Source organism: Cyclobacteriaceae bacterium (assembly GCA_013141055.1).
GTDB lineage: Bacteria > Bacteroidota > Bacteroidia > Cytophagales > Cyclobacteriaceae > ELB16-189.
In genome coordinates this window covers 1582646-1607984 of the sequence record JABFRS010000001.1, presented here as the reverse complement: position 1 = coordinate 1607984, position 25339 = coordinate 1582646, and the positions used below count along the sequence as shown (strand labels likewise).

Annotated in this window: 26 protein-coding genes; 5 read left to right on the top strand and 21 right to left on the bottom strand. The window is 41.7% G+C overall.

What is annotated here, in order from left to right:
• The first annotated feature begins 28 nt into the window (after positions 1-28).
• Genes HOP08_07145 through HOP08_07135 form a run of 3 tightly spaced genes read left to right on the top strand, consistent with a single transcriptional unit; the run spans position 29 to position 1551 of the window.
• Positions 29-712, top strand: coding sequence for an RluA family pseudouridine synthase (locus HOP08_07145; GenBank protein ID NOT74688.1), 684 nt, complete (start codon positions 29-31; stop codon positions 710-712).
• A 38-nt stretch (positions 713-750) separates the two neighbouring features.
• Complete coding sequence (locus HOP08_07140) at positions 751-1053, top strand: prolipoprotein diacylglyceryl transferase (GenBank protein ID NOT74687.1); 303 nt, start codon at positions 751-753, stop codon at positions 1051-1053.
• Positions 1054-1056: 3 nt separating this feature from the next.
• Positions 1057-1551, top strand: coding sequence for a hypothetical protein (locus HOP08_07135; GenBank protein ID NOT74686.1), 495 nt, complete (start codon positions 1057-1059; stop codon positions 1549-1551).
• Positions 1552-1620: 69 nt separating this feature from the next.
• Here the strand turns inward: HOP08_07135 and atpC are convergent, their stop codons facing one another.
• The 16 genes from atpC to HOP08_07055 form a co-directional block, all read right to left on the bottom strand.
• Complete coding sequence (atpC, locus tag HOP08_07130) at positions 1621-1866, bottom strand: ATP synthase F1 subunit epsilon (GenBank protein NOT74685.1); 246 nt, start codon at positions 1864-1866, stop codon at positions 1621-1623.
• 2 nt (positions 1867-1868) lie between these two features.
• On the bottom strand, positions 1869-3380 hold the full coding sequence (locus tag HOP08_07125) for a F0F1 ATP synthase subunit beta (protein ID NOT74684.1): 1512 nt from the start codon (positions 3378-3380) through the stop codon (positions 1869-1871).
• Positions 3381-3513: 133 nt separating this feature from the next.
• Entirely contained in the window at positions 3514-4728 is a 1215-nt protein-coding gene (locus tag HOP08_07120) for a HAMP domain-containing histidine kinase (protein ID NOT74683.1), read from the bottom strand.
• Positions 4729-4858: 130 nt separating this feature from the next.
• Positions 4859-6169, bottom strand: coding sequence for an ABC transporter permease (locus HOP08_07115; protein ID NOT74682.1), 1311 nt, complete (start codon positions 6167-6169; stop codon positions 4859-4861).
• On the bottom strand, positions 6162-7076 hold the full coding sequence (locus HOP08_07110; protein ID NOT74681.1) for an ABC transporter ATP-binding protein: 915 nt from the start codon (positions 7074-7076) through the stop codon (positions 6162-6164). Before HOP08_07110 ends, HOP08_07115 begins: the two co-directional genes overlap by 8 nt.
• An 89-nt stretch (positions 7077-7165) precedes the next feature.
• Complete coding sequence (locus tag HOP08_07105) at positions 7166-8059, bottom strand: hypothetical protein (GenBank protein NOT74680.1); 894 nt, start codon at positions 8057-8059, stop codon at positions 7166-7168.
• A gap of 143 nt (positions 8060-8202) precedes the next feature.
• Positions 8203-9339 carry a molecular chaperone DnaJ gene (dnaJ, locus tag HOP08_07100; protein NOT74679.1) on the bottom strand — a complete coding sequence of 379 codons (1137 nt, stop codon included), beginning with the start codon at positions 9337-9339 and terminating at the stop codon, positions 8203-8205.
• A gap of 39 nt (positions 9340-9378) precedes the next feature.
• On the bottom strand, positions 9379-9927 hold the full coding sequence (locus HOP08_07095) for a nucleotide exchange factor GrpE (GenBank protein NOT74678.1): 549 nt from the start codon (positions 9925-9927) through the stop codon (positions 9379-9381).
• A 118-nt stretch (positions 9928-10045) separates the two neighbouring features.
• Entirely contained in the window at positions 10046-12712 is a 2667-nt protein-coding gene (locus HOP08_07090) for an FtsX-like permease family protein (GenBank protein NOT74677.1), read from the bottom strand.
• A gap of 1 nt (position 12713) precedes the next feature.
• Positions 12714-15068 (bottom strand): FtsX-like permease family protein, encoded by a 2355-nt coding sequence (locus tag HOP08_07085; GenBank protein ID NOT74676.1) that lies wholly within the window; start codon positions 15066-15068, stop codon positions 12714-12716.
• A gap of 229 nt (positions 15069-15297) precedes the next feature.
• On the bottom strand, positions 15298-15639 hold the full coding sequence (locus HOP08_07080) for a PadR family transcriptional regulator (protein NOT74675.1): 342 nt from the start codon (positions 15637-15639) through the stop codon (positions 15298-15300).
• Positions 15640-15800: 161 nt separating this feature from the next.
• Entirely contained in the window at positions 15801-16790 is a 990-nt protein-coding gene (gene obgE, locus HOP08_07075) for a GTPase ObgE (protein ID NOT74674.1), read from the bottom strand.
• Positions 16791-16842: 52 nt separating this feature from the next.
• Complete coding sequence (locus tag HOP08_07070) at positions 16843-17409, bottom strand: adenylate kinase (protein NOT74673.1); 567 nt, start codon at positions 17407-17409, stop codon at positions 16843-16845.
• A 91-nt stretch (positions 17410-17500) separates the two neighbouring features.
• On the bottom strand, positions 17501-18037 hold the full coding sequence (gene hpt / locus HOP08_07065; protein ID NOT74672.1) for a hypoxanthine phosphoribosyltransferase: 537 nt from the start codon (positions 18035-18037) through the stop codon (positions 17501-17503).
• Between the two features lie 130 nt (positions 18038-18167).
• Positions 18168-19079, bottom strand: a complete 912-nt coding sequence (locus HOP08_07060; protein NOT74671.1) for a M20/M25/M40 family metallo-hydrolase — start codon at positions 19077-19079, stop codon at positions 18168-18170.
• Positions 19080-19165: 86 nt separating this feature from the next.
• Positions 19166-20020 (bottom strand): methylated-DNA--[protein]-cysteine S-methyltransferase, encoded by an 855-nt coding sequence (locus HOP08_07055; GenBank protein NOT74670.1) that lies wholly within the window; start codon positions 20018-20020, stop codon positions 19166-19168.
• A gap of 114 nt (positions 20021-20134) precedes the next feature.
• Here HOP08_07055 and HOP08_07050 point away from each other — a divergent pair, with 114 nt between their 5' ends.
• Positions 20135-21049, top strand: a complete 915-nt coding sequence (locus HOP08_07050) for an MBL fold metallo-hydrolase (protein ID NOT74669.1) — start codon at positions 20135-20137, stop codon at positions 21047-21049.
• 8 nt (positions 21050-21057) lie between these two features.
• Here the strand turns inward: HOP08_07050 and HOP08_07045 are convergent, their stop codons facing one another.
• The gene (locus HOP08_07045; GenBank protein ID NOT74668.1) at positions 21058-21270 is read right to left on the bottom strand and encodes a metal-binding protein; all 213 of its coding nucleotides are present in this window, start codon (positions 21268-21270) and stop codon (positions 21058-21060) included.
• Positions 21267-21965 (bottom strand): 2OG-Fe(II) oxygenase, encoded by a 699-nt coding sequence (locus tag HOP08_07040; GenBank protein ID NOT74667.1) that lies wholly within the window; start codon positions 21963-21965, stop codon positions 21267-21269. The genes HOP08_07045 and HOP08_07040 overlap by 4 nt, the downstream gene beginning before the upstream one ends.
• Before the next feature lie 101 nt (positions 21966-22066).
• Here HOP08_07040 and HOP08_07035 point away from each other — a divergent pair, with 101 nt between their 5' ends.
• Positions 22067-22951, top strand: coding sequence for a DNA-3-methyladenine glycosylase 2 family protein (locus HOP08_07035; protein ID NOT74666.1), 885 nt, complete (start codon positions 22067-22069; stop codon positions 22949-22951).
• A 1-nt stretch (position 22952) separates the two neighbouring features.
• On the opposite strand, the gene HOP08_07030 is transcribed toward HOP08_07035, so the two are convergent.
• From HOP08_07030 to HOP08_07020, 3 genes are all read right to left on the bottom strand, one after another.
• Entirely contained in the window at positions 22953-23702 is a 750-nt protein-coding gene (locus HOP08_07030) for a hypothetical protein (protein NOT74665.1), read from the bottom strand.
• A 61-nt stretch (positions 23703-23763) separates the two neighbouring features.
• A complete protein-coding gene (locus HOP08_07025) occupies positions 23764-24531 on the bottom strand; it encodes a DUF4097 family beta strand repeat protein (GenBank protein NOT74664.1) in 768 nt (255 codons plus the stop codon).
• Positions 24532-24601: 70 nt separating this feature from the next.
• Complete coding sequence (locus HOP08_07020; protein ID NOT74663.1) at positions 24602-25339, bottom strand: hypothetical protein; 738 nt, start codon at positions 25337-25339, stop codon at positions 24602-24604.

Genomic DNA, 25339 nt, shown 5'->3' with positions numbered 1-25339 from the left:
CTTCGCTTAATAAAATTTTGCACTCACATTGAGCCAGCCTCTTAGCATTCTTTATGAAGACAACCATCTCCTTGTCATCAACAAGGCCTCAGGTGTGCTTGTACAGGGTGATGAAACCGGTGACAAGCCTCTGGTCGAAATTGGTAAGGAATACATCAAAGTAAAGTATGGGAAGCCGGGTGAAGTGTTTCTGGGTGTCGTGCATCGCCTGGATCGACCCGTAAGCGGAGTGGTTGTCTTTGCACGTACTTCAAAAGCACTTGCAAGGATGAATGAGCTTTTCCGGTCACGGGAAACTGAGAAAATATATTGGGCCATTACAGATCAACGACCTTCAAAAATTGAGGATACGCTTGTGCATTGGTTAAGAAAGGATGAGAAGAAAAATAAAACGACTGCCTTTAAGAAAGAGACAACAGATGCTCAGCATTCTGAACTGAGTTATCGGTTGATTTCCAGGAAGAAGGAACTCAGTCTGATTGAAGTTCGGCCCATTACAGGAAGGCCGCATCAGATCAGAGTTCAGCTTTCAAGTATAGGTTGTCCGATCCTGGGTGACTTAAAATACGGTTCTGAACTCACAACCGGTGATGGTAGCATCGGACTTCATGCCAGAAGCCTTAGCTTTATTCATCCTGTAAAAAAAGAATTGATGAAGATTGAAGCTCCTGTTCCAAACAAGGAATGGTGGAATGAGTTTGGTGGGAAATAATTATTATTTTAAGGTCTTAACATTATACCGTGAGTTGGATTGATAAACTTCAGGCCCGCTGGAAAGTCAAAAGTGCATTACAGGTTATTATGATCCTGATTGTATTTGCCTGTACTGGATTTACTGTTTTGTTTTTAAAGCGCCCGCTGTTTGCATGGCTGTTCAATGATGCACCTATGCCATTGTGGGCAAGCATTATCTATTACATTCTGATATTGCCTGTGTACAATGTGTTTCTATTATTTTATGGTTTCATTTTCGGCCAATTCCAGTTTTTTTGGGACTTTGAGAAACGCTTCTTCGGCCGTATTTTTAAAAGAAAGAAAACCACTAATCCATAAACCATGAAAATTAAAATCCTTGTCTTGTTGACTATCGTAGCGCTGGCGTCATGTTCTGCACCGAAGTATTCTTACAATTTCGGTCGACCTGATTATTATGCAGGCAAGAAATCTCAAAAAGCGATTGAAGTTTCTCCATTGATCGTTGATCAGGAATCTTTGGTTGCGAGTATATCTGAGCAGCCTGTTGTACTGGCTTCTAATCCTGCAGCAGATGTTACTGCATTGAAGAAGACCTACATGCAAATGAGCAAGTCAGAAAAGAAGGCTCTGCGAACGCATTTAAGGAATGAGATTAAATCCTACGTGGCGAAAAAGGATTCAGAAAAATCCCAGCACGCGGGCAATGCAATGGATAATGATTTGAAGCTTGCCGCAATTTTTGGCGCAGTAGGTCTCGTTGGATTGATTATAGGAGGAAGCGCCTTCAATATTATCGGGGGGATTTCCTTGCTGATCGGTGTTGTGTTCTTTGTGAAGTGGCTCATCAGACAGTAAGCCTGACAAAACAGACATAAAAAAAGCCTTCGAATTATTCGAAGGCTTTTTTTATTTGAGCAATGGTAATTATTCTTTCACACCGTCCGCGAGGACGATTACTTTATTTTTCAAAACTTCTACAACACCGCCAGTAATTTTTACCTGCTGACGTGATTCCTTCGTCTTATACTCCACCACTCCATCTGCCAACAAGCTGATGAGAGGAGCGTGGTTGTTCAATACCTGAAACGATCCATCGGAGCCAGGAAAGGAGGCCAACGAAACTTCGCCTTCAAATATCTTCTTGTCAGGAGTGATGATTTCTAAATGCATGTTTATGCTTTTGCGGCTTCTGCCATTAACTTCTCGCCCTTTGCAATTGCCTGATCGATGTTACCAACAAGATTGAATGCTGACTCAGGAAGGTGATCCAACTCTCCATCCATGATCATATTAAAGCCTTTGATAGTATCCTTGATATCAACAAGCTCACCCTTTAATCCGGTGAACGCTTCTGCTACGTGGAATGGTTGTGAAAGGAAACGCTGAACACGACGAGCGCGTGTTACCACTTGCTTGTCTTCGTCCCCAAGCTCATCCATACCAAGAATAGCGATGATATCCTGTAATTCTTTATAACGCTGAAGGATCATCTTCACACGCTGTGCGCAATTGTAATGTTCATCTCCAACGATGTCTGCACGAAGGATACGTGATGTTGAATCCAATGGATCCACAGCAGGATAAATTCCAAGCTCAGAAATTTTACGGCTCAATACCGTTGTGGCATCAAGGTGAGAGAATGTTGTTGCAGGAGCAGGGTCAGTCAAGTCATCAGCAGGTACATAAACCGCCTGGACAGATGTGATTGAACCGTTCTTTGTTGAAGTAATACGTTCCTGCATCGCACCCATTTCAGATGCAAGCGTTGGTTGGTAACCTACAGCTGAAGGCATACGACCTAAAAGAGCCGATACTTCAGAACCTGCCTGCGTGAAACGGAAGATATTGTCAATGAAGAAGAGGATATCACGGCCTTTGCCTGATCCATCACCATCGCGATAGTATTCAGCAAGTGTAAGACCTGACAAAGCCACACGAGCGCGAGCGCCAGGAGGTTCGTTCATCTGACCAAACACGAAGGTTGCCTTGGAGTCTTTAAGTTTCTCCATGTCAACTTTAGAAAGATCCCATCCGCCTTCATGAATTGATTTCTTGAATGCATCACCGTAATCAACGATGCCTGCTTCAATCATTTCACGAAGCAAGTCGTTTCCTTCGCGGGTACGCTCGCCTACACCGGCAAATACTGAAAGTCCTGAATAGGCCTTTGCAATGTTGTTGATCAATTCCTGGATCAATACGGTTTTACCCACACCGGCTCCACCAAACAAACCGATCTTACCTCCCTTTGCATAAGGTTCGATAAGGTCAATAACTTTAATACCTGTAAAAAGAACTTCTGTTGAAGTTGTAAGATCTTCGTAAAGAGGAGCAGCACGGTGAATAGGAAGTCCCTTGTCACCTTTTGGCTGCTTGATACCATCGATTGCCTGACCTACCACGTTGAAAAGGCGACCCTTGATGTCGTCTCCGATTGGCATCTGAATTGGTGAGCCGCTATCTGTTACTTTCATGCCACGAACAAGTCCTTCTGTTCCATCCATGGCCACCGTGCGTACACGATCTTCGCCAAGATGCTGCTGACATTCCAGTACGACTACCGTTCCATCACCTTTTGTTACAGATAAAGAGTCAAGAATATTAGGGAGTTTAGTACCCGGTTCATCGAACGCAACGTCTACTACGGGGCCGATTACCTGAGTGATTCTTCCAAAGTTTGCCATTGAGGGTATATAATTAGGTGGTCATTAAAATCCGGCCACAAAAGTAGCTTTCGCGAAGGGCTTCGCCAAGAGCCAAACTTAAAAATAAAGGAATTTTTTACCCTTCTAACTGCCTGAAAATCAACATCAAGGCCTAAGCACTTTTTAATTCAATCCGGAAGGTTGTACCCTGATTTTCTTCCGACGATTTGACAAAAATTTTGCCCTGATGGTATAATTCAATAATGCGCTTCGCCAGGGCAAGTCCAAGGCCCCAGCCTCTCTTTTTGGTAGTAAAGCCAGGTTTGAAGGCGCTTGAAATAACGGACTTGTTCATGCCCTTTCCGGTGTCAGAAATGTCAATGAAAACTTTGCCCTCATTACCCCTAAGGATTTTAATGGCAATCGTACCAGTGCTTCCCATGGCATCCACGGCATTTTTACATAGGTTCTCAATGACCCATTCAAAAAGGGGTGCATGAACTTTCGCTCTGATCGTTTCCGAAAGAGTATATACTTCAATATTGATCTTTGATGAAACCCGTGGCTGCAGATAGCTCACTACATTATTAATAAGCTGATAGATGTTTTCATCTTTTAACGTAGGAGTGGAGCCAATGCTTGAAAAGCGCTCTGTCACAACTCTTAGTTTTCGAATGTCCTTGTCAAGCTCCTCAACAATTCCCTTTCCACGGATCTGTGGATCATCTCTCAGCACTTCTATCCATGCCATAAGTGATGACAAAGGTGTTCCAAGCTGGTGAGCAGTTTCTTTTGCAAGTCCTACCCACACACGATTCTGCTCTGCTGTTCTTGAATAATTAAAAGCCAAGTAAGAGATGAAACCAAAAATGGCGATGACGGATAACTGAATGTAGGGATATGCAATCAATTGTGTTAGCAGAAATGAATTTTTGTAATAAACGTATTGCTTGCCGAATACTTCCGATGTCACAGGATCTTTTGAAACGATCTCGATCGGAGGATAAGTTCGTTTCATTTCTTTCAACTGCTTCTGAAGTTCCTTTTCCTTTTCCTTTGGAGTCCAGAGTGAATCGATCTCTACATTTTTGAAATTGACAATGTTATCCTTGTCATCCAGTAAAATAGTAGGGATGGAGTTGTTCTTGTAAATGATCTCCTCAGTAATAAAAAGAATATTGTTGTCGGTATCGTTGGAAGTGTACTCCAGTGCTTTGGCAAAAAGACTTACCTGGTTTCGTTCCCGTCCTTTTAACTGCTCAACAAGAATGTTTGTGTAGTAGATTGTGCCAACACTGATGATGACTGAAACAGCAAGAATGACCCACTTCAGGTTGGTGTGTTCCCGATAGAAGTCCATGGATGCGATCCGAGCGGCTTTGGCCATTTCGAAAGATAACAAAAAGCTATTGGCTCGCGGTGTCTCTCATTGTAGGAGAGGATAGTAGAAAATAAAAAGGCCAGGCAATTAGCCCGGCCTTTTAAAAGATTTGAAATTAATATACTCTGGCGTTGGATTATCCGCGTTGCATAAACCACTTCGCCATCACCTTGAAGCTTACTTTGGTTCCATGCATGAGGATTCCAACACGGTAGATTCTTCCGGCAACCCAGGTGGTCAACAAGAACCCGCCAATGAGAGAACCCATCGACAGCAACAATTGCCATAATGGTACTTCAAAGCCGATTCTACCCATCATTGCAATAGGTGATGTGAATGGTATGATCGATAACCATACACTCACTGTGCCATGAGGATCCTTCACGATAAACATAAACAAGCTCATGTATGAAATCAGTAAGGGTATTGTGATCGGGAACATAAATTGCTGAGCTTCTGCTGGACTGTCTACTGCGGAACCAACAGCAGCAAACAAAGCTCCATAGATCAGGTATCCCCCTAAGAAATAGAAGATAAAGTTGAAAATGAGATAGGTCCATGGCAGACTCATGATCTCTCCCATAATATTCATAACCTGTGAGTTGGCAGCAGCCTGTTGTGCCGCGACCTGATCTCCCATTTGTTGCATTGCCTGTTGTGATGGAGAGTCAACTCCGAAATAACCCAGTACACCAAATGTCAGTGTGCTAATCAGAATGGCCCATATGAGAAATTGCAGAAGACCCACTGATGCAAGTCCAATGATTTTTCCCATCATTAATTGAAACGGTTTCACGGAAGACACAATAACCTCAACGACTTTGCTGGATTTTTCTTCAATGATCCCCTGCATGATCTGGGCGCCATAAATGAAGATGAACATGTACATCAGAATTCCACCCGTCATTCCAATACCAAACAAAACTCCTGAGTTACTGGATTTCTCCTGACCGCCCTCACTTAGTTTTACAGTCTTGATGCTTACGGTAGTTTTAAGGCTATCGAGAAGCTTCTTGTCAATGTTAAGCTTCAGCATCTTGAGTTCTTTGATTTGATTGGCCAATAATCTTTCGACATTGCCCACATCATCAAGACTTGGATTTAATTTTGTGTACAACGTGATTCCGTCCGGTTTTGATAGTTCAAATGCTGGAATGTACAGAAGACCAAAATCCTTTGAATTATCAAAAGCTGTTTTAGCCTCTTTCAAAGGGCCATCGAACTTCTTAAAAATATACTTCGCTGTGTCGGGGATAAATATTTTGCTCTCATCAACGTAATGAATGACTTCCCTCTTAGCTCCCTTTGCAGATTGCTTTGCAACATACACGAGGATACCGATGATCGCCGGAAAGATCAACGGGATCAGAATGGTTGCTACCAAAAATGATTTCTTCTGCACGCGGCTTAAAAACTCACGCTGAATGATTAACCAGATCTTATTCATGGGATTCTCCTTTCACTAGGCTTATAAATATTTCACTCATGTTGGGTATTTTCTCCTGAAAACTACTCACCTCTGTCAATTGAGTAAGAAGACGAATCAAATCGTTTGGTCCTCCCTGTCCTGTCATTTTAATTGTTGATGACAGAATATCATCTTCAACAGCCTTCTGGGAGATCAGATCATAAGGTCCTCCACTGAAAGTAAACGCTCCTCGGTGCTCTACTGTAAATGTGTTGCTCTTATACTTGGCCTTTACCTGTCTCTTACTCCCCTCCAGAATCTTCTTTGATTTATTGATGAGCGCGATATCATCACAGAGATCTTCAACCGTTTCCATTCTGTGAGTGGAAAAAATGATGGTGGATCCCTTCCTCTTCAGATCAAGAATTTCATTGGTAATAAGTTGTGCGTTCACCGGATCAAATCCTGAAAAGGGCTCATCGAGAATGATCAGACGTGGCTCGTGCATCACGGTGCTGATGAATTGTACCTTCTGGGCCATTCCTTTTGAAAGATCTTCTACTTTCTTGTCAAGCCAATCTTTGATATCAAACTTTTCTACCCAGACTTTGATTTTAGCAATGGCCTCGCTGCGGGAAAGTCCTTTCAACTGAGCAAAATAGATCAACTGCTCCCCTACTTTCATTTTCTTATAAAGACCGCGCTCTTCCGGCAGATATCCGATCACTCCAACGTGGTCACCACTGAGTGGCTGTCCAAACAAAGTGATGGTTCCGCTATCGGCATTAATGATCTGATTAATGATCCGGATAAGAGTGGTCTTACCAGCTCCATTGGGTCCGAGTAATCCAAAAATTGATTTTTCAGGTACCGTCAGATCTACATTGTCTAATGCAGTGTGATTAGCATACTGCTTGGTAACTCCACGAACTACAAGTGCTTCCACAATAACTTGGGATTAAAGAGTGAATACCAAAAATAAGACGATAATTACAGCAAGGCAATAGAAAAAATGCCTAGTGAGATTTATTAATATTAATTCTTTTCCTTGAAGATGATCTTTCCCATTGAGACATCCAGGTCGAACGTCAGGGCATCTTTTGGGTTACGGGTATATGCTGCATTAGCATATTTATTCTCGCTGATTTTTTTCAGGTTCTTGCAAAGGTTCACACTGCACAACCACGATTCGTTGATCTTGACCATAACAGGCACAGATTCTTCTGGTAAAAGAATAACAAGATTACCGGCCCCCACACTTCCTTTCACAACAGGCATTACCTCAGGTTTATCTGAGAAATCAAGGAAGATATTTCCAAAACCAACTTCAGCCATTACAAATTTTGACCTGGAAAGATTGATGTGTTTTGCATTGAGTGAGCCGAGATCAACCTTCACGAAAAAAGTGTCCATCTCCACTTTGTTCTCAGTACCGATTGTATAAGCGACATTAACATCCGCACTGCCGGTATTGATTTTCAATTTTTTAATTGACAAGCCAGACAGATCAATGTTGGCATTGCCCAACCCGTAGCTTAAATTAAGTGAATAAGGTTTCGCGTCTGTGAGATATACTTTCCAAAGCTTGTCAGTTGTATTTTCTTCGCCACCAAAAACCTGGTAGGAGATTTTATTGCTGACACCACGCTGACCATCCTGAGACAGGGCCAATTTCACATAAGCCACTTCATTATTTACCTCATTGCTGAAAACATGAGAATACTCACCAGGATTGTGATTGCTGTAAAGAGAAAGTAATTCGTTTGTTTGGCCGGGTCTGATAAAGCAGTTTCCGGTTTTGGCTGTAAGAGAAAGCTCGACCGTCTTGCAGTTTTGCTGGTCATCAACCGACATCTGCTTTTTCATTTGGCCTACCACCACCCCCGCACTCATCCACCCTGCAATTGCCAACGATAAGGTCTTCACCATAGTATTAGTACGATTCTTCCGTCTGTCCAGGTTAAAACGGAGTTAATAAACGTTAAGAAATCGTTAATTATCACCCGTAATTGGTCATATACGGGCAATTCATGGAAAGGTTGGAAAATAATGGTCGGTATGACGAATAATTTCTACTCCTGCCCGAAATACTCCTTCATGCGTTCAAAAAACCCTTTTTCGGAGCTATCAGGATGCGGTTGAAAGTTTGTAGAGGCACGAAGCTTTTCCAGAATTGCCTTTTCCTCTGAGCTGAGTTTTTTTGGTGTCCAGACATTCACATAAATGAGTTGATCACCGGTTCCATATCCATTAAGATCCTTAAGGCCTTTGCCGCGAAGGCGAAGAATTTTTCCGCTTTGAGTTCCCGGATCAATCTTGATCCTCACCTTACCGCCAATGGAAGGAACTTCAACACTTGTACCTAAGGCTGCATCGATGAAGCTCACATGAAGATCATAAACAAGATTATTATTGTCACGCTTAAGATCTTTGTCTTCCTGCTCTTCAATCAAGATCAAAAGATCGCCAGCGGCACCTCCTCCCGGAGATTCATTACCCTTGCCAGCCATGGACAACTGCATGCCATCTGCAACACCAGCAGGAATTTTTATAGAGAGAAGATCTTCTTTGGAAGAAAGTCCAGAGCTGTCAACACCGGAAGGACGTTTGTCAATGATTTGTCCTGTTCCATTACAGGTAGGACAGGTAGAAGCCGATACCATTTGTCCAAGCATCGTGTTCACAACTTTTCTAACCTGTCCATTCCCCTGACAGGTAGAACACGTTTTAAATGTAACACCTTCCGCTCTAACCAGACGGTTAACTTTTATTTTCTTCTCAACTCCATTGGCGATTTCTTCCAATGTGAGCTTGAGTTTAATTCTAAGATTTGATCCTCTCCGTTGTGCACCACCGCGCGAACCCCCACCACCAAAGAAACTTTCAAATGGATTTCCTCCACCACCGCCTCCGCCACCGAAGATATCTCCGAACTGACTGAAGATGTCATCCATGTTCATGTTGCCGCTACCGCCTCCACCCATTCCAGGACGGTTATGACCAAAGCGATCGTATTGCGCTTTCTTTTCAGTGTTACTTAAAATTTCATAGGCCTCCGCAGCTTCCTTGAATTTTTCTTCAGACTCTTTATTGCCTGGATTTTTATCAGGATGAAATTGAATTGCCACCTTGCGGTAAGCTTTCTTGATTTCTTCTGGTGTTGCGGATTTGCTAACTCCGAGTATTTCGTAATAATCTCTCTTGGCCATGATTTTTTTTGATGTTGTTAGATACTAGAGGATTTCAGATTAAGATCCGGTTACCACTTTAGCGAAGCGAATAACCTTTTCATTCAGCAGATATCCTTTCTCAACAACATCAACGACTTTGCCTTTTAATTTTTCTTCAGCCTGTACAGAAGTGATGGCTTCATGTAAGTCCGGATTGAATTCAGATCCCTTTCCAACTTCCATCAGCTTGACACCATATTGATCAAGTGTCTTTCTGAATTTATTCTGGATCAGAAAAAATCCTTCCGACTCTTTATCGTTTTTGTCTTTGAATGCTTTTTCTCCGCGTTCGAAATCATCGACGATTGGGAGAAGTGCTTTGAGTAATTGCTCATTAGCCCCCTGTATCATCTCCAGCTTTTCTTTTGCTGTGCGACGACGATGATTTTCGAATTCAGCGTATAGCCGCACATATTTGTCTTTGGATTCTGCCAATTCGTCCTGCAACTTCTTTAAAGGATCGGCCCCGGCATTACCCTCTGTCTTTGTTCCTGCGTCCTGAGAGGGTTCGATCGGCGTTTCTGCCATCAAATTCTCAGTTTTATCTGATCCTGTTCCCTGTTCCATTGAGTTTCCCATTCTTTTTATGATGAATAACCCGCAAAATGACAAGAATTTTGCCAAAGGCCGAATTGCGCCAAACTGACCTGATTAGTAGGGAAGAGAAATCAGAAATTAAGCAATGTTATTCCATCCGCAGGGAGTCTACAGGATTGTTGCGTGAGGCACGAAAAGCCTGTGAGCCGATGGTAATCAGTCCAAGAGAGAGCAGAATGAAGGCTCCGGTAAGGATGGTACCCCATCCAAAATCAACACGGTTTGGAAAGCGTTGAAGCCAAAGGTTATTCACAAAATAACTCAGAGGTGCGCCGATAAAAACGGACACCGTAAGTACTCTCAAAAAGCTTTTTGATAATAGAAGAGCAATTGTATTGTCTCCCGCTCCCAGTACTTTACGAACACCGATTTCCTTAGTTCTTCTTTCAACAGAGTATGTTGCCATTCCTAACATTCCAAGGCAAGCAATGGTGATCGCAAGGAATGCAATGAATCCAATGATCGAAACGATATCAACAAAACCCTGGTTGTTTTCTGCAAGCTGATCATCGTAGAATTTATAACTCAGTGGATGAGACGTATCAATCTGTTTCCACGCTTCATCAAGACGTGACACAAACTCAGCCCGGTCTGTTGCAACAAACCGGATATTGGCATAGCGATAAGCAGAAGGTTTATCCGAAATCATCAAGGGAGCAATTTCCTCCTGCTCACTGGGCATACGAAAACGGAAGTTCTCCATCACTCCGATTACTTCCAGATTTTCAGAACTGCCACTTCGTTCTATTAACTGACCAATAATATCGGAAGGATTTTCAAAGCCAAGTCTCCTGGCCGCAGAGCGGTTTACTAGAATGTACTTGGAATTTTGACTTGATGGTAAATTTTTTCCGGCAATGATCCTGATGTCAAGATTTTCTGTAAACAAATTGTTTGCCTGCAATACGGTGTGCTGAATAAAATCTTTTTCACTACCGGCAATTTTTAATGAGGCTCCGTTTTGAGTTCCTGTCGCCGGGAGATAGTCGCTGGCAGAAACATTTATTACGCCTGGCGTTTTGACAAGTTCATTGGCAACTTTATCATAATCATTTCCCTGGAGTTTAATGTTTACAACATGCTTTGAATCAAGACCATAATCAATAGCAAGGTGATGTCGGAATTGATTGTATAGAAGGATGGAGGTGGTGATAAAGAACAGAGAGATAACAAATTGAGATGTGCTTAGAAACTTTTGAGTTCCCCACTTATTGGGTTTTTCATTTTCTCTTTTGCGGATAACCTGTAATGGCTGATATTTTGATAACAGGAATGCCGGGTAAGTTCCTGCAAATATCCCGACCAAAAGCGCAAACACGGCAAAAGCCAAATAGACATAAAGATTCTGATCCAACTCAAAGTGTAAAAACTGATTTACCCAGAATCCTTTAAAGGCTGGTTTGATGAAATTCATCAACACCATTGCCAGCATCAGCGCCAAAAATGATATCATTACTGATTCACTCAAGAACTGATATACCAGATCTCTTCGTCTTGCTCCGGTAATCTTGCGAACACCAATTTCTTTGGCACGTGTAAGAGCTCTGGCGGTTGAGAGATTAGTATAATTAACTCCCGCTGAGATCATGATGGCAAGAGCAAGAACTGAAAGAAGATAATAGACTTCGATTGGTAAGCTGAAGCTGATGGGGTTTCCGACAAAAATTCCAGGTGTAATGTCCGGTAGGCTTTGAGCAATCAACGTAAGTCCTTTGAGTTTTTCAAAGTCTTTGTATTTACGTTGAGCCAGATCGTTCAATGCGTCTTTAAGATCATTATCATTGCTTTTTGAATTCAGCAACACATACGTATAAGTATAGGAATATTGTTGCCAGTCATCGGTCCTGTTGAGAATCTTCTCTTCAGTGTAAAGCGCAGGCATAGTGGACGCTGAAATCAACAGATCAAATTTTATATGTGATTTAAATGCACCGTCATCCACGACTCCTGTGATGGTAAAACTTCCCCATGGTGATGCTGATGACTCGCCATCGCCCATTAAATGATTTAGTCCTCGATTGGTGAAATCAACCGTTTTTCCAATGGGATCTTCATTTTTAAATAACCTGTCAGCCATGTTACTGGTGATGATCATTGAGTGGGGAGAAGCGAGTGCATTCTTCTTATTCCCTGCTTTTAGAGGAAAGCTGAATACATTAAAGAAATCCTGATCAGCAAAGAATCCCCGCATCTCAACGCTCTTTTCTTTGTACATAACATCTCCACCGGGACCAGGAGTTAGTTGGGTTGCACTTTCAGTGATAGGGTATTCGGACCTGATCGCCTGGGCTAATGGAAATGGACTTGAAGCATTTGGCTTTAAAGACGTTTTTATTTTTGTCAGCACACGATAGATACGATCTTTCTTTTCGTGAAACTGATCGTAGCTTTTTTGATCAGCCAGCATTAAGATGATCAGCATGCAAACGGACATGGCTACTGCCAATCCGAAAATATTGATGAAGGAAAAAACCTTATACTTAAGGATATTTCTGATTCCTACTTTAAAGTAATTTTTAAACATGCCGTACTGATTTATTTGTTGATATCCTTCCGATGGCCTGATGATTCCTGGTCTAAAGAGAAGCAAAACATCGATTGAGAATTTCCAATCTGCTTTTCGCTTGCCAATTTCCTCGAGACGTTCATTGTATAATTCTGTAAGATCACCCTCAATTGAACTTCTTAGCTTTGGATGGCAAAACCATCGAAAGAATTTCAGAAGAAGTTGAGGGGGATCTTTTTTACCCTTCATGTCATTCTGATCTTAAACTCTTTACAGGATTTGCAATCGCTGCTTTAAGAGATTGGTAGCTCACCGTCAGCAAAGTAATGATCAATGCTCCCAAACATGTCGAGAAAAGCACCCACCATGAAATGTCTGTGTGATACTTATACTTCATCAGCCATTTTTCGAGATAATGTGAAGCAATAGGAACAGAGATCGCGCACGAAACAATAACAAGGATTACAAAGTCCTTGGACAACAATTTCCATAAGTTGGTTACGGAAGCGCCCATTACTTTTCTGATTCCTATTTCCTTTGTGCGTTGCTCCGCCACGAATGATGCAAGTCCTGATAGCCCAAGGCATGAAATAAAGATTGCCAGGAGTGCGAACGCAGTTGCAAGATTGGCGACACGCTGCTCGTCCGCGAATTTTTTACCGTACTCCAGATCAACAAAATTGTAGACGAAAGGTGCGCTGGGATTATGCTTTTTAAATATAGGCTCAATGGTAGCAAAGGCTTCCTGTGGGGAAATATCCTGACGAATTCTGAGAACGATAACACTCTTGCTTTTTTTCATGATAAAGAAAGACGGTTCCAGAGGATCATAAGGTGATTGTGTTAGCATATCATCGGTAATACCTACGATGGTGTATTCCTTATCGCGGAACTTGATCACCTGACCTAAAGGAGCTTCCAGATGCATGGCATCAATCGCACTTTTGTTGAAGATTACCGCTGATGAATCACTGAGTATTTCTCCTGAAAAATCGCGGCCCTCGATGATCTTCCATCCAATCGTTTTCCCGAAATCGGAACTAACATTCACATTGCGGAAGAAGATCGTTAGCGCTGGATCTTTTCCCTGCCAGTCGATGGAGTTGTTATTTCTGAAATGTGCCGGTGATTGTGAGGAAGAGGCAACGTTTTCTATAACTCCTGTCTGCAAAATCTCATGACGTACCACATCATAATGATCACGTAGTTCATCTGTATTAACCCGCACTGTTATTAACCCTTCCCTTGAATATCCAACCGGTCTGTCTTTTGCATATTCTATTTGTTTGAAAATTATGGTAGTCCCAATGATGAGTGTTACAGATACGGTAAACTGTAAAACCACCAGGATTTTTCTGGGAAGTGCTGCCATACTTCCGGATTTGAAAGTTCCTTTAAGTACTTTGATCGGCTTGAATGATGACAGATAAAAAGCCGGATAGCTTCCGGATAGAATTCCCGCAAAGAGCGCAAACCCCAGAATCAAAAACCAGAAGAAAGGCTCACTCCAAAGAATCGTCATCTTTTTATTTGCGATTGAATTGAAAAAAGGAAGGGAGAGCTGAACGAGCATCATCGCTACCATTAATGAAATCATTGCCACCACGATTGACTCAACCAGAAATTGACTGATCAGTTGACTGCGTACCGAACCGATTGTTTTGCGAATACCAACTTCTTTAGCGCGCTTTTCACTTCGTGCTGTTGAAAGATTCATAAAGTTGATACAGGCGAGAAGTAAAATGAATCCGCCAATGATTCCCAGCATCCAAACCAACTCAATTCTTCCATTAACGGATTTTCCTTCCTTGAACTCATTGTAAAGGTGAAGGCGATCCAATGGCTGTAAGGTGAGCTCTTCTTTCCAGCCGGTGATATAAGGCATCGGAAGTCCCTTGATCTTTTCAATTACTTCGTTGATGTTGGCAGGATCTTCCAGTTGGACAAACATGAGGCAGTGGTGATTTCTCCACTCCGTTATAGAGTTGTTGTAATTGTCCGGGTGTTCCCAGGGCAGAAGAAACTTTGTGTTACTGAAAGTTGTGTTGTTGGGAAAATCTTCAAATACTCCTCCAATGGTCATGTCAAATTTATTATTGAGACGAATTGTCTTATTGATCGGATTTGCTTCGCCAAACAATGATTTTGACAAAGACATACTGATGAGCATGGTGGAAGGATCACTGAGCGCTCCACGGGTTCCCTGAATCATATTGAGTGTGAACATTTCAGGAAAGCTTTTCTGGACTGACATTCCGGTGCTCGATAACATCCTGTCTTCAACAGACATGAAGTATTCACTTTCATAAGAAGCGAGTGACATAGATTGAAAATCACTTCCGTACTTTGTTTGCAGTGGATCAGCAATCATGGAGGAAATTGTAGTTCCTGTAGACGATTGACCTTCATTTGACTGGACAACCATGACTTCTGCGATGCTCTCATGATTACTGAAATAAGAATCGAACGAAAGCTCATCTTTCATCCATAGTCCTACCAGAATCGCCACCGCAATTCCGGTTGAGAGTCCGATGATATTGATGAACGAGTAGCCTTTGTTTTTCATCAGGCTTCTCAATGTCATTTTAAAATAACTTTTGATCATATCGAAATGGTTTGAATGAGTGCTTTCAGTTGTTGATTTTATAATGCCCGGACGGAAGAGAAGCAGAACATCCATCCTGAATTTCCAGTCGGCTTTTAATTTTCCGTTTATTTTGATTTTTTCATTATACAGCTCTATAAGATCTCCCTCAATAGAATCCTTCAACTTCGGATGGCAGAACCATCGAAAGAAGAGGAGGAAATTTTCAGGAGGGGAATTTTTCATGTGATCAACCGGCGATTTTAAGACTCAATGCCATTTTAGGAATTGCATCCCAAAGTTCATTACGGGTACTTTTAGAGTACTCCATTGCTTTTTTTCCGAGCGCAGTGATTTGAAAATATTTTTTCGGCCTTCCGGCACGTTCCTCTGTTGCATCTCCTTCACGGGATTTGAGATAGCCCTTGTCTTCAAGACGGATAAGTGCAGATTGAAGTGCACCAACACTGACTTTGCGTGAAAGACGTGTTTCAATTTCCTTTTTGATGGAAACTCCATAAGCCTCAAGATGGAGTATGCCCACCGTGAGCATGACGATCTCTTCAAATTCTCCCAACTGATACTTTTTCATAGGCGGATAATTAATTCCTATTCGTAGTATTAATAATGATGCCAGATTGAAATATTGGGAAATCCGTAAAGAAATAAAGTTTTGTGGTAACTACATTGTACGAATCCGTACAATGTGGGCATAGAAATGAGAGCGGATAAAGGGAGGACTTTCCTTAATTTTTAGTGCAATTCTTTCCAGATCAGGTTCTTCAACTCTGTAATGCCCTGATTGGTTATGGAAGAGATAAAGGTGAATGGAAGATCCTTCGGCATTTCTTTTCGGATGGCTGCTTTCAATTCATCATCGAGCAAATCAGATTTCGAAACAGCAAGAAGCCTTTTCTTATCAAGCAATTCAGGATTGTATTGCTTCAATTCATTCAGAAGAATATCATACTCTTTTTTAATATCAGCTGAATCGGCCGCTACTAAAAATAAGAGAAGAGAATTTCGCTCCACGTGCCTCAGGAATCTTATACCAAGTCCTCGACCTTCCGAAGCTCCCTCAATTAATCCCGGAATATCAGCCATTACGAATGACAATCCTTCACGGTAGGAGACTACACCCAGATTAGGAGTTAAAGTGGTGAAAGCATAATCGGCAATCTTTGGTTTTGCTGCAGAGACAACAGAGAGTAATGTTGACTTGCCAGCATTTGGGAATCCAACCAATCCAACATCTGCCAGTAACTTAAGTTCGAGAATAACCCATTCTTCTTTGCCTGCTTCTCCAGGCTGAGCATACTGAGGAGCTTGTTGCGTTGAAGTTTTAAACCATGCATTTCCTTTTCCACCGCGACCACCAGGAGTGAGAATTACTTCCTGTCCATCGGCATTAATTTCACACAGAAACTCGTTGTCATCCGCCCGGCGGGCAATAGTACCTAATGGAACTTCAATGATTTCATCCTTGCCGTCTTTGCCGGTAGAATCACGTCCTTCACCTGCAGCGCCATTCTCAGCGTTAACATGCTTTCTGAATTTTAAATGAAGAAGTGTCCAGAGATTGGAACTGCCTCTTAATATAACATGACCACCATGACCGCCGTCGCCACCGTCAGGTCCGCCTTTATCAATAAATTTTTCACGATGAAAATGCAGACAGCCGGCGCCACCATTCCCTGATTTGGAACGGAATTTTACATAGTCGATGAAATTCGGGTTAGACATGTTTCTGGGTGCTGGTCAAGTTGTTGCCGTTATCCGGAAACTGTTTTAAAATCTAAGCGTCAATTATTTTGCAGATGCTCTTGAAGATATCGTCAATGTTTCCAATTCCATTCACGGAATTCAGGCGACCCAGTCCTTTATAGAATGGAAGTACATGAATTGTCTTTCCAAAATATTCACTGATGCGCTTATTGAGTTTATCCTCTTCGTCGTCTGCGCGATGCTCAGTGTCTCTTCTCTTGGCAATGCGTCCACGAACCTCTGCTTCTGTTACTTCAAGAGCAATAACATGATGGATGGCAGTACCATTTTCCTTCATGAATTTATCAAGAACCTCTGCCTGAGGAACTGTTCTTGGGAAACCATCAAACAAGAAGCCTTTTGAGTTTGGATTTTTATCAAGTTCCTCTTTCAGCATTGCAATCGTGATCTCATCCGGCACAAGAAGTCCATTGTTGATGATCTCTTTTACTTTTTTCCCAAGCGTTGAATCATTTTTCATGTGCCAGCGAAAAAGATCACCGGTAGAGATGTGAATGAAACCGTACTTCTGTATAAGCTTGTCACTTTGTGTGCCTTTGCCGGCACCGGGAGGACCAAAGAGGACGATGTTGATCATGGCAGTCTTTTAAAAACTAAAAGTAAAGATTGCGAAGATACTTCCTGACCTGTCCCGCTCCAAATAATGATGCAAGAGGGGTTTCTCCGGACTATTTTACTTCTATGATGGCCTGATAAATGTCTTGATAGTTGCGACCTAGTCCGTCATAATCGAGGCCGTACCCAAGGATAAACTCTTCTTCGAGCTCGAAGCCGACGTACTTGACTTCAATATTTTTATCACGGGCACTTTTCTTACGGAACAATGAAATTGCCTCAACAGATTTGGCACCCCGCTCTTTCAAATCCTCCATTATTTTCTGAAGCGTCAATCCGGTATCAACAATATCCTCAATGATAAGAATGTCTAAACCAAAGAGACTTTCATCATGACCGATAAGAGTTTTTAATTGTCCTGTGCTGTTGGTGCCTGCGTAGGAAGAAATCTTTACAAAAGAGATTCTGCAGGAAAGAGTGATTTCTTTCATCAGATCTGAGGTGAACATGAATGATCCGTTAAGAACCGGCAGAAAGACAGGAGATCTGTCTTTGTAGTCCTTATTTATCTGGCGAGCAAGGCTGGCCACCTTCTTTTCTATTTTGTCAGAGGAGATAAACTTCTTGAATTCCAGGTCTTTGATCTTCATGCGCGGTATTACGACGGCACAAAGATAAGGTATTTAGTAAGAAGCAGATTGTTGTGGCGCTAACTTAAGCCCGCCACTCCATCATATATATCAGATTTGTATTGAGCTTATCACCATCATCTTCCGACGCTCAAAGTTCTTTCATTGCCTTCTCATACAATTTGATCATTGACTCTATGTCCTTTTTGTGAACTTTTTCATTCGGAGTATGTGGATCTTTTTCCGGAGCTCCGACAAAACACCAGTCAAAAGGATAAGGTGTACGTTGAAGTTCACCTCCATCACTGGAACCACCACCTTCTACTTCCAATTGATAAGGAATTTTATTTTTCTCCGCGACCTTAATAACACGGTCGATGAATTCACGTCGGGGAATATTTCTGTCACGCAGGGAAATAGCAACTCCCTTTCCATGAGCTACGCCATCTGTAACCCATGTGATATCGGAGATGAGCGCTTGTTTAACGCCCCACTTTTCATAAATAAATTTGGCGAGGAAAGGCACTGTTCCTCCACCATGTTCTTCCCAGCAGCTGAATACGATCACACCATCTTTTAATGTTTCTGCAACTTTCAGTGCAACATAGATCCCCAGACGGTCATCGAGATATGCTGTCTGGATATAATCCTTTGATTCCCTGAAATCAATTTTGTAGGAGAGAGGAGTGCCGCGTTCAATGACACGTCCGAACTTGTACAGCGCATGCTGATCTTTATCAATCTCCAGCTCGCACTCTACAGGACCCTGCCGATCATGCCCCACCAATATTGCTCCTTTATCAGCATCAGGGCTCCCCACTGAAACCAGTTGGTTAAAGTAGCGCACGGTGAATCCAACTGTATCCATATGTGCGAAGATGGCGGTCTTGGGTTTTCCGAACTTTAGAACAATACAATCCTGGAATCCATCTCCATGAAAAATCTCAGGCTTTAATTTCCAGGATTTTTTTTCTTTTTGAATATAGCGGAGTAAAAAATCTTTTATTGCTGCTTCGTGTCCGGAGGTTCCGGGAATAGAACAGAGTTGTTGGAGAAGTTTCATTTTGATGATTGTATCAACGAAACTACTTAAAAGATTAAAGATTAAATCAGGATCAACTTTTAATCTTTGCCCATATCTCTGATCTTCTAAGAAGCTTTCGCCATCTCCCAACCGATGATGCTTTTCTTCCTTGGAGCGCTCCATCGGTATTCTCCAAGTATACCATCCTTGCGAATCACACGGTGACATGGGATCAGATAGGCAATATGATTAGATCCTACCGCGGAGCCCACCGCTTGCATTGCTTTGGGATTTTTTATTTTCTCTGCAATGTTTTGATATGTGGTAACACTTCCCATCGGTAATCGCAGCAAGGCTTCCCATACCTTGATCTGAAAATTCGTCCCCTTTACAAAGACATGAATTTTATTTTGAGAAGCAGATCGTTCGCTTCCAAAGATCTGATCTGTAAACTTAGATGTTAATGCCTGATCCTGATGAAACACAGATTGATTCCAGTGATCTTTCATTTTGTCAAGCTCAATTTTTGGATCATCGCCTATATTAACAAAGGATAGCCAGCAGACACCTCTGTCTGTTGTTCCAATAAGGCTTGTTCCAAAAGGTGTTTCATGAAAACCATATTGAATACTTATTCCTGAACCATGCAATTTATACTCCTGAGGAGTGACGGCTTCCAGTGTTGTAAAGAGGTCATATACCCTCGACTGACTTGATAGTCCGGCAGATTCTGCAGCTTCAACAATGTTCTTTGAACTTTGTATTCTGGTTTTAAGAAAGTCTACGGTTAAGTATTGCAGAAATTTCTTGGGACTAATGCCTGCCCATTCTGTAAAAATTCTTTGAAAATGGAATGAGCTCAGGTGTACTTTTTCTGCCACTTCGTCGAGTTCCGGCTGACGCTGGAAATTTTGCTCCAGATATCGGATGGCCTCTTCAATGCGCTGATAATTGATGTTTGTTTCGGTTGACACGATCATAAAGCTATTGTTTTTTGATGGATCAAAGTTCTTCTGGTGCGTACTCTTTCTCAACCTGTTTCTTGCGGATTGATACAACTTCCTGTTACTTTATTGGACTCAAATCTCCTCCTTATGAAAAACACAGGTTTTTTCTGCCTTCTGATTCTTTGCTCATTCCAGATATCTGCCCAGCAGAATTTTGATACTCTCAGAATCCGTCCACAAAAGATTACAGAGAATATTTACTTGTTGAAGGGAGCAGGCGGCAACATAGGATTGCTGATTGGAAAGGAAGGGACTTTGATGATTGATGATCAGTTTGCTCCACTTTCAAATAAGATCAACGGTGCAATTAAGACGATTGATCCAGGTGAGATACGGTTTCTGGTCAATACTCACCTTCATGGGGATCATTCCGGTGGAAATGAGAATTTCAAAAGGATGGGAGTAACGATCGTTGCGCATGACCTTGTCAGGGATAGGATGATGAAAGAACAAATGAATGTAAGGACCAATCGCGCGACCCCTCCGCGTGACAAAGATGCATGGCCTGCCATTACGTTTGCCAATCAATTGAATTTTCATTTGAATGATGAAGACATTGAGCTCGTTCACTTTGATAATGGACATACCGACGGCGACATATTTGTACATTTCAAAAAGGCAAACATCTGGCATACTGGTGATGCGTTTACACGCACGGGCTATCCCTTCGTTGATACAGGAAGTGGCGGAACTTTTTCAGGCTATATCAGTACTCTTGAGAAAGCACTTGCTATGATGGATGATAATTCGAAAGTTATTCCCGGTCATGGTGACCTGGGTACAAAATCCGATGTGAAGATTTTTCGCGACAAGCTTGTAGACATTCGCGATCAGGTGCTTGCTGCTTTGAAAAAGGGTAAAAAAGTAGAAGACATTCCTGCGTTAGGTATAACAGATAAGTATGAAGCGGAATTGGGGAAGGGTTTTGTAAAGGGTAAGGATTTTGTTTTGCTCGTAGCAGAGCAGTTGAAAGGTGAGCTGCCGGTAAGGGGCAAAAAATAGTTTGAAGATTACTTCATGCAATTTTTACAAGGCCGAAAACCATTGGCAATTGATTCTTTTTCATCTTTAAAGAATACCCGATTCTCTTTCTTCATCCGTTTGCCGGAACTACAGCTGAACTTTCCATAGATCTTTAGTTTACGATTCCCGGCTAAAGTTATTTCACCTCTCTTTATTAAGAGTGCAAGCTCCTTGTCTTGAAGATCTTTATGCGTTATCATCTGGCATCATGAAAAATAATCCCAAGCGCAAATCTTACTCCGGATGTCAATTGACTGATCCCGTGTTTTATTTTTGCCCTGTAATAACCTCTTGTTCCCATCACAGGTCTGAAATTAGTTGTAAAGATCATGGCATCACCCTTCTGAAGATTGATAACCTGAGCTTTTGACTGCGCACGGGGTAATTGCTCCACCAGTACAAATTCACCTCCTTCAAAATCCTTACCGGATTGACTCAATGCAAATACTACCTGAAAAGGAAAGTAAACATCTCCATACAAATCCTGGTGAAGAGTATTGAATCCGCCAGTCTCATATCTCAGTATTAATGGTGTGGGCCTTAGCTGACTCTTGCTTTGGCAAAGCTCTATCAATGTTTTGTGATCCAATGGAAAATTTTCCTCAATCCCCAAATGACGCATCCACTCATTTGCAAGGTTTGCCAGTGGGGGATATAAAGTTTCTCTTATGCATTGTATGACTTCTGGCAGGGGATAGCTGAAATACTTATACTCACCTTTCCCAAAGCGATAACGCTGCATGTTGATGGTGCTGCGATACAAATTATCTCTGAAATATAAATCGGATAATTTTTCGCAATCATCGTTTGAAAATAAGGTTGGAATGATGGCATATCCTTTTTCGTTGAGAGAGTGCAGTGTTTCTTTCCAGGCTAAAGCGTCAATTTTTTTCATGTTACAAAATGATTCTGTTTCGCAAGGATTTTCAACCTGATTCTTGCTGACTTGAATTATCTGCATTGACTTTTCGTTCGCAAGCATATATTGCAATTGATATGAGTAAGATCATCCTTCGTCTTCCTGAGGAATTCAGCTTTGAAAGTAATTTCCAGTTTTTGCGCCGTTCCCCTAAAGAGGTTCTGCACCGGGTTGAGGAAAACTATGTTGTAAAACTTCTGCAGGTCGATAAGGAGTTGTTGCTCTTCTCAGTAAGAGAAGGTCGTGGAACGCTCATTATAGATTTTCTTAATGCTTCCCCATCGGCAAAGGCCAGGTCAGTAGTGAAGACTTATGTTCATGAATGGTTCGATCTCGCAACAGACCTTAGGCCGTTTTACCTCCTGGCAAAGAAAGATGACTTATTAAAGAGTATTGTAAAGAAACATTACGGTTATAGAATAGTAGGGCAACCCGATTTATTTGAATCTTTAATCTGGGCAGTACTGGGCCAACAGATCAATCTGTCATTTGCTTATACATTGAAGCAAAGATTTGTCGAGACTTATGGAGAGCATCTGGAATTTGGAGGTCAGAACTATTATATATTTCCTTCAGCCGCCAGGATTGCAGAACTATCACCTGTTGAATTGCTTCCTCTTCAGTTTTCCAGACAGAAGGCAAATTATGTTGTGGGAATTGCACAGGCCTTTGCTGAAGGCAGAGTTTCACGAGCGAAGATGACGGGATTGTCTCTCCATGAAGCAAAAGAAGAATTGATGAAGATAAAGGGCATTGGCAACTGGACAGCGAATTATGCCTTAATGAAAACATTCCGGCATCCTGATGCATTTCCGCTGGAGGATGCCGGCGTTCACAATGCGATTAAAAATCAATTGGGCCTTAGATCAAAACCCAATCTTGATCGCGTAAGAAGAATCTTTAAAAAATATAAAGGCTGGGAAGCGTATGCAACGCTTTATCTGTGGAAAAGCCTTGTCTAGTTTATGGCTTAGGCTTCCTCAAATAAACATTGCCGTACTTCGATTCGAAATTATACTTGGGCCCGCTTCCAATCTTTGCTGATATCTCCGTCCACTTATCACTCTTATCAACTGGTTTCGTTTGATCGAATTTGATATCGAGATTGGTGAGGATCTCTCCATAACGAGAGCGCGCCAAAAGCTCTCCTGCATTTTGAGAAGTAACCGTTGCATCCACTCCACCATATTGAGATTGGATTGTCAAAGGGGCAGAGAAATTCTTTACTTCAACTAATCCATGTTTTGCAATGATCTTAGTCTCTGTATTTTTTGGAACGAAGATCTCAAGCTTGATATCCTTGATAATTCCCACTGAAGAGTAGGAGTAATCTTTCCCATTTTGTTCAATAAACTTTTGAATTTCAGGATCATTGAAATTGTCTGTCTTGAAATAGTATTCTGTTTCACCTTTTTTGATAGTGATTCTCTTTGGGAGAGATTCTTTGTCTTTAAGGGTAGAGGTGATGGTTACTTCAGGAGTGGTGACATTAACATCAAGACCAAAAGCCGCATCGTTTTCTCCACGATTGATACTGACAGTGCCTTTGATCAGAATTTCATTTTTATCCCATGTCTGGATCCTGATATCCGGATCATCAAAGTTGATTGACAATTTTTGACCAGCCTTGATCTGAACTGTCTTTTCAAAATTAGTTTGAGCATGAGAGAGAATGGAAACACAGGTAAGAACCAGTAATAGTATCTTTTTCATATTTGAATAGTTTATAATGACTGTAAGTGGCTGGTGCGATTGACCAACCACTTACAATAATTTATTTCTTTCTCAGGTAGATGTTGTCATGTGTTGAGGAGAGTGTGAATTCTATTCCTCCACCATTGGTCTTGCCATTCACATTGTTTGAACCATACTTCACATAATCACTTTTCGGTTCGATGTCAAGCTTGATAGCAGGGTCTATAAAAATTTCACCCCAGGTTGTGCTCAAATTCATGGCTGCTTTTGTAGCCAGTGGTATCGTCACATCAACATGACCGTGTACCGATTTGATGGATACAGGGCCCTTCAGATTTGTATTAAGATCCGCCTCAATGTTTCCATGAACCGTTTTAATATCCATTGGTCCTGTTACATTTTCAAGTTCAACATTGTTGTGAACTGTGGACACCTCAATTTCTCCTTCAACATTTTTAAACCTCACCGTGCTTCCATGGGGAGAAGTGTGGCTGAAAAAAACCGTCACTCCTTTCGGTACCTGTATTCTGACTTTCGGCCCATCCATTTTTTTCAATTGAGCAACCTGAATAACGGTGCCTTTATCAACTACTGAGATGCCAATGCCGGTATTGTCTTCAAGACCCATGCTGCTCACAGCGCGTAAACCTTTTGCACGATCATCGCCATCGCGACTTCTATCAGCAGAAGTAAAGATGATCTCATTTCCATTGTATCCTTCGATCGTTACGTTATTGACTTCTTTGATCTCCAGACGTCCGGTGCTTTTAGCCAACTTATACTCCTGAGCACTTAGTATCGTAGTGATGGCCATAGCAAATGCGAGTGTTATTATATTTTTTTTCATTTTTTTCTTTTTAGTAATTAATGACTGACTATCTATTGTTAAAAAATTGCAATTTTTTTCGATTTTAACTTCAATTTATCTTTCTCAGATATACATTTCCGTATTGAGATTCAAAACTGTACTTCGGACCTGAACCTGGCTTGGCAGAAACATAGGTGTGAAAATCTTCTTCCTGCACATTTTTCTTTTGTGTTGAAAAATTCAGATCAGAATAAATGTGTCCGTAATTTGTTTCAGCAACCAATTCACCAGTGGTTTCTTCAATAAGTGCGGCATCCACACCTCCATACGTTGCTTTCACCGTAAGGGGACCAACAAAATCCTTGACCTCTACCATTCCATACACACAATCAACCAGTGTCTCCATGTTGCGTGGTACTTTTATTTCCAGAGTAATGTCGATGTCCACACCTTCATTCATCATGAAATAGGTTCTGCCATGTTCATCTGCATACTTTTTCCATTCAGCTTTATTTCTGAAAACCATTTTCTGTGAACCCTTACTTTCCCGGATTGTGATGCGCTGCGGAAGATTCTTAAAACCATTGATGTCGCTTGAGATAACTAGAGTGTTCCCGCTTGTTTTAGACTGTATGACAAAGGCATCATCATTCTCACCGCCATTGATGCTTACTTTCCCCTGAATTGAGATTTCGTTCTTGTCCCAGGTACTTACTTTGATGGAGGGGTAATCAAACATGAGTTTGATCTTTTGTCCACTCTGTACGGGTACTGTCTTGTTGACTGTGGTTTGAGCTTGTAGTGCGCCAACTGTCAGCAGCACCAGCATGATTGATAGTAATTTCAT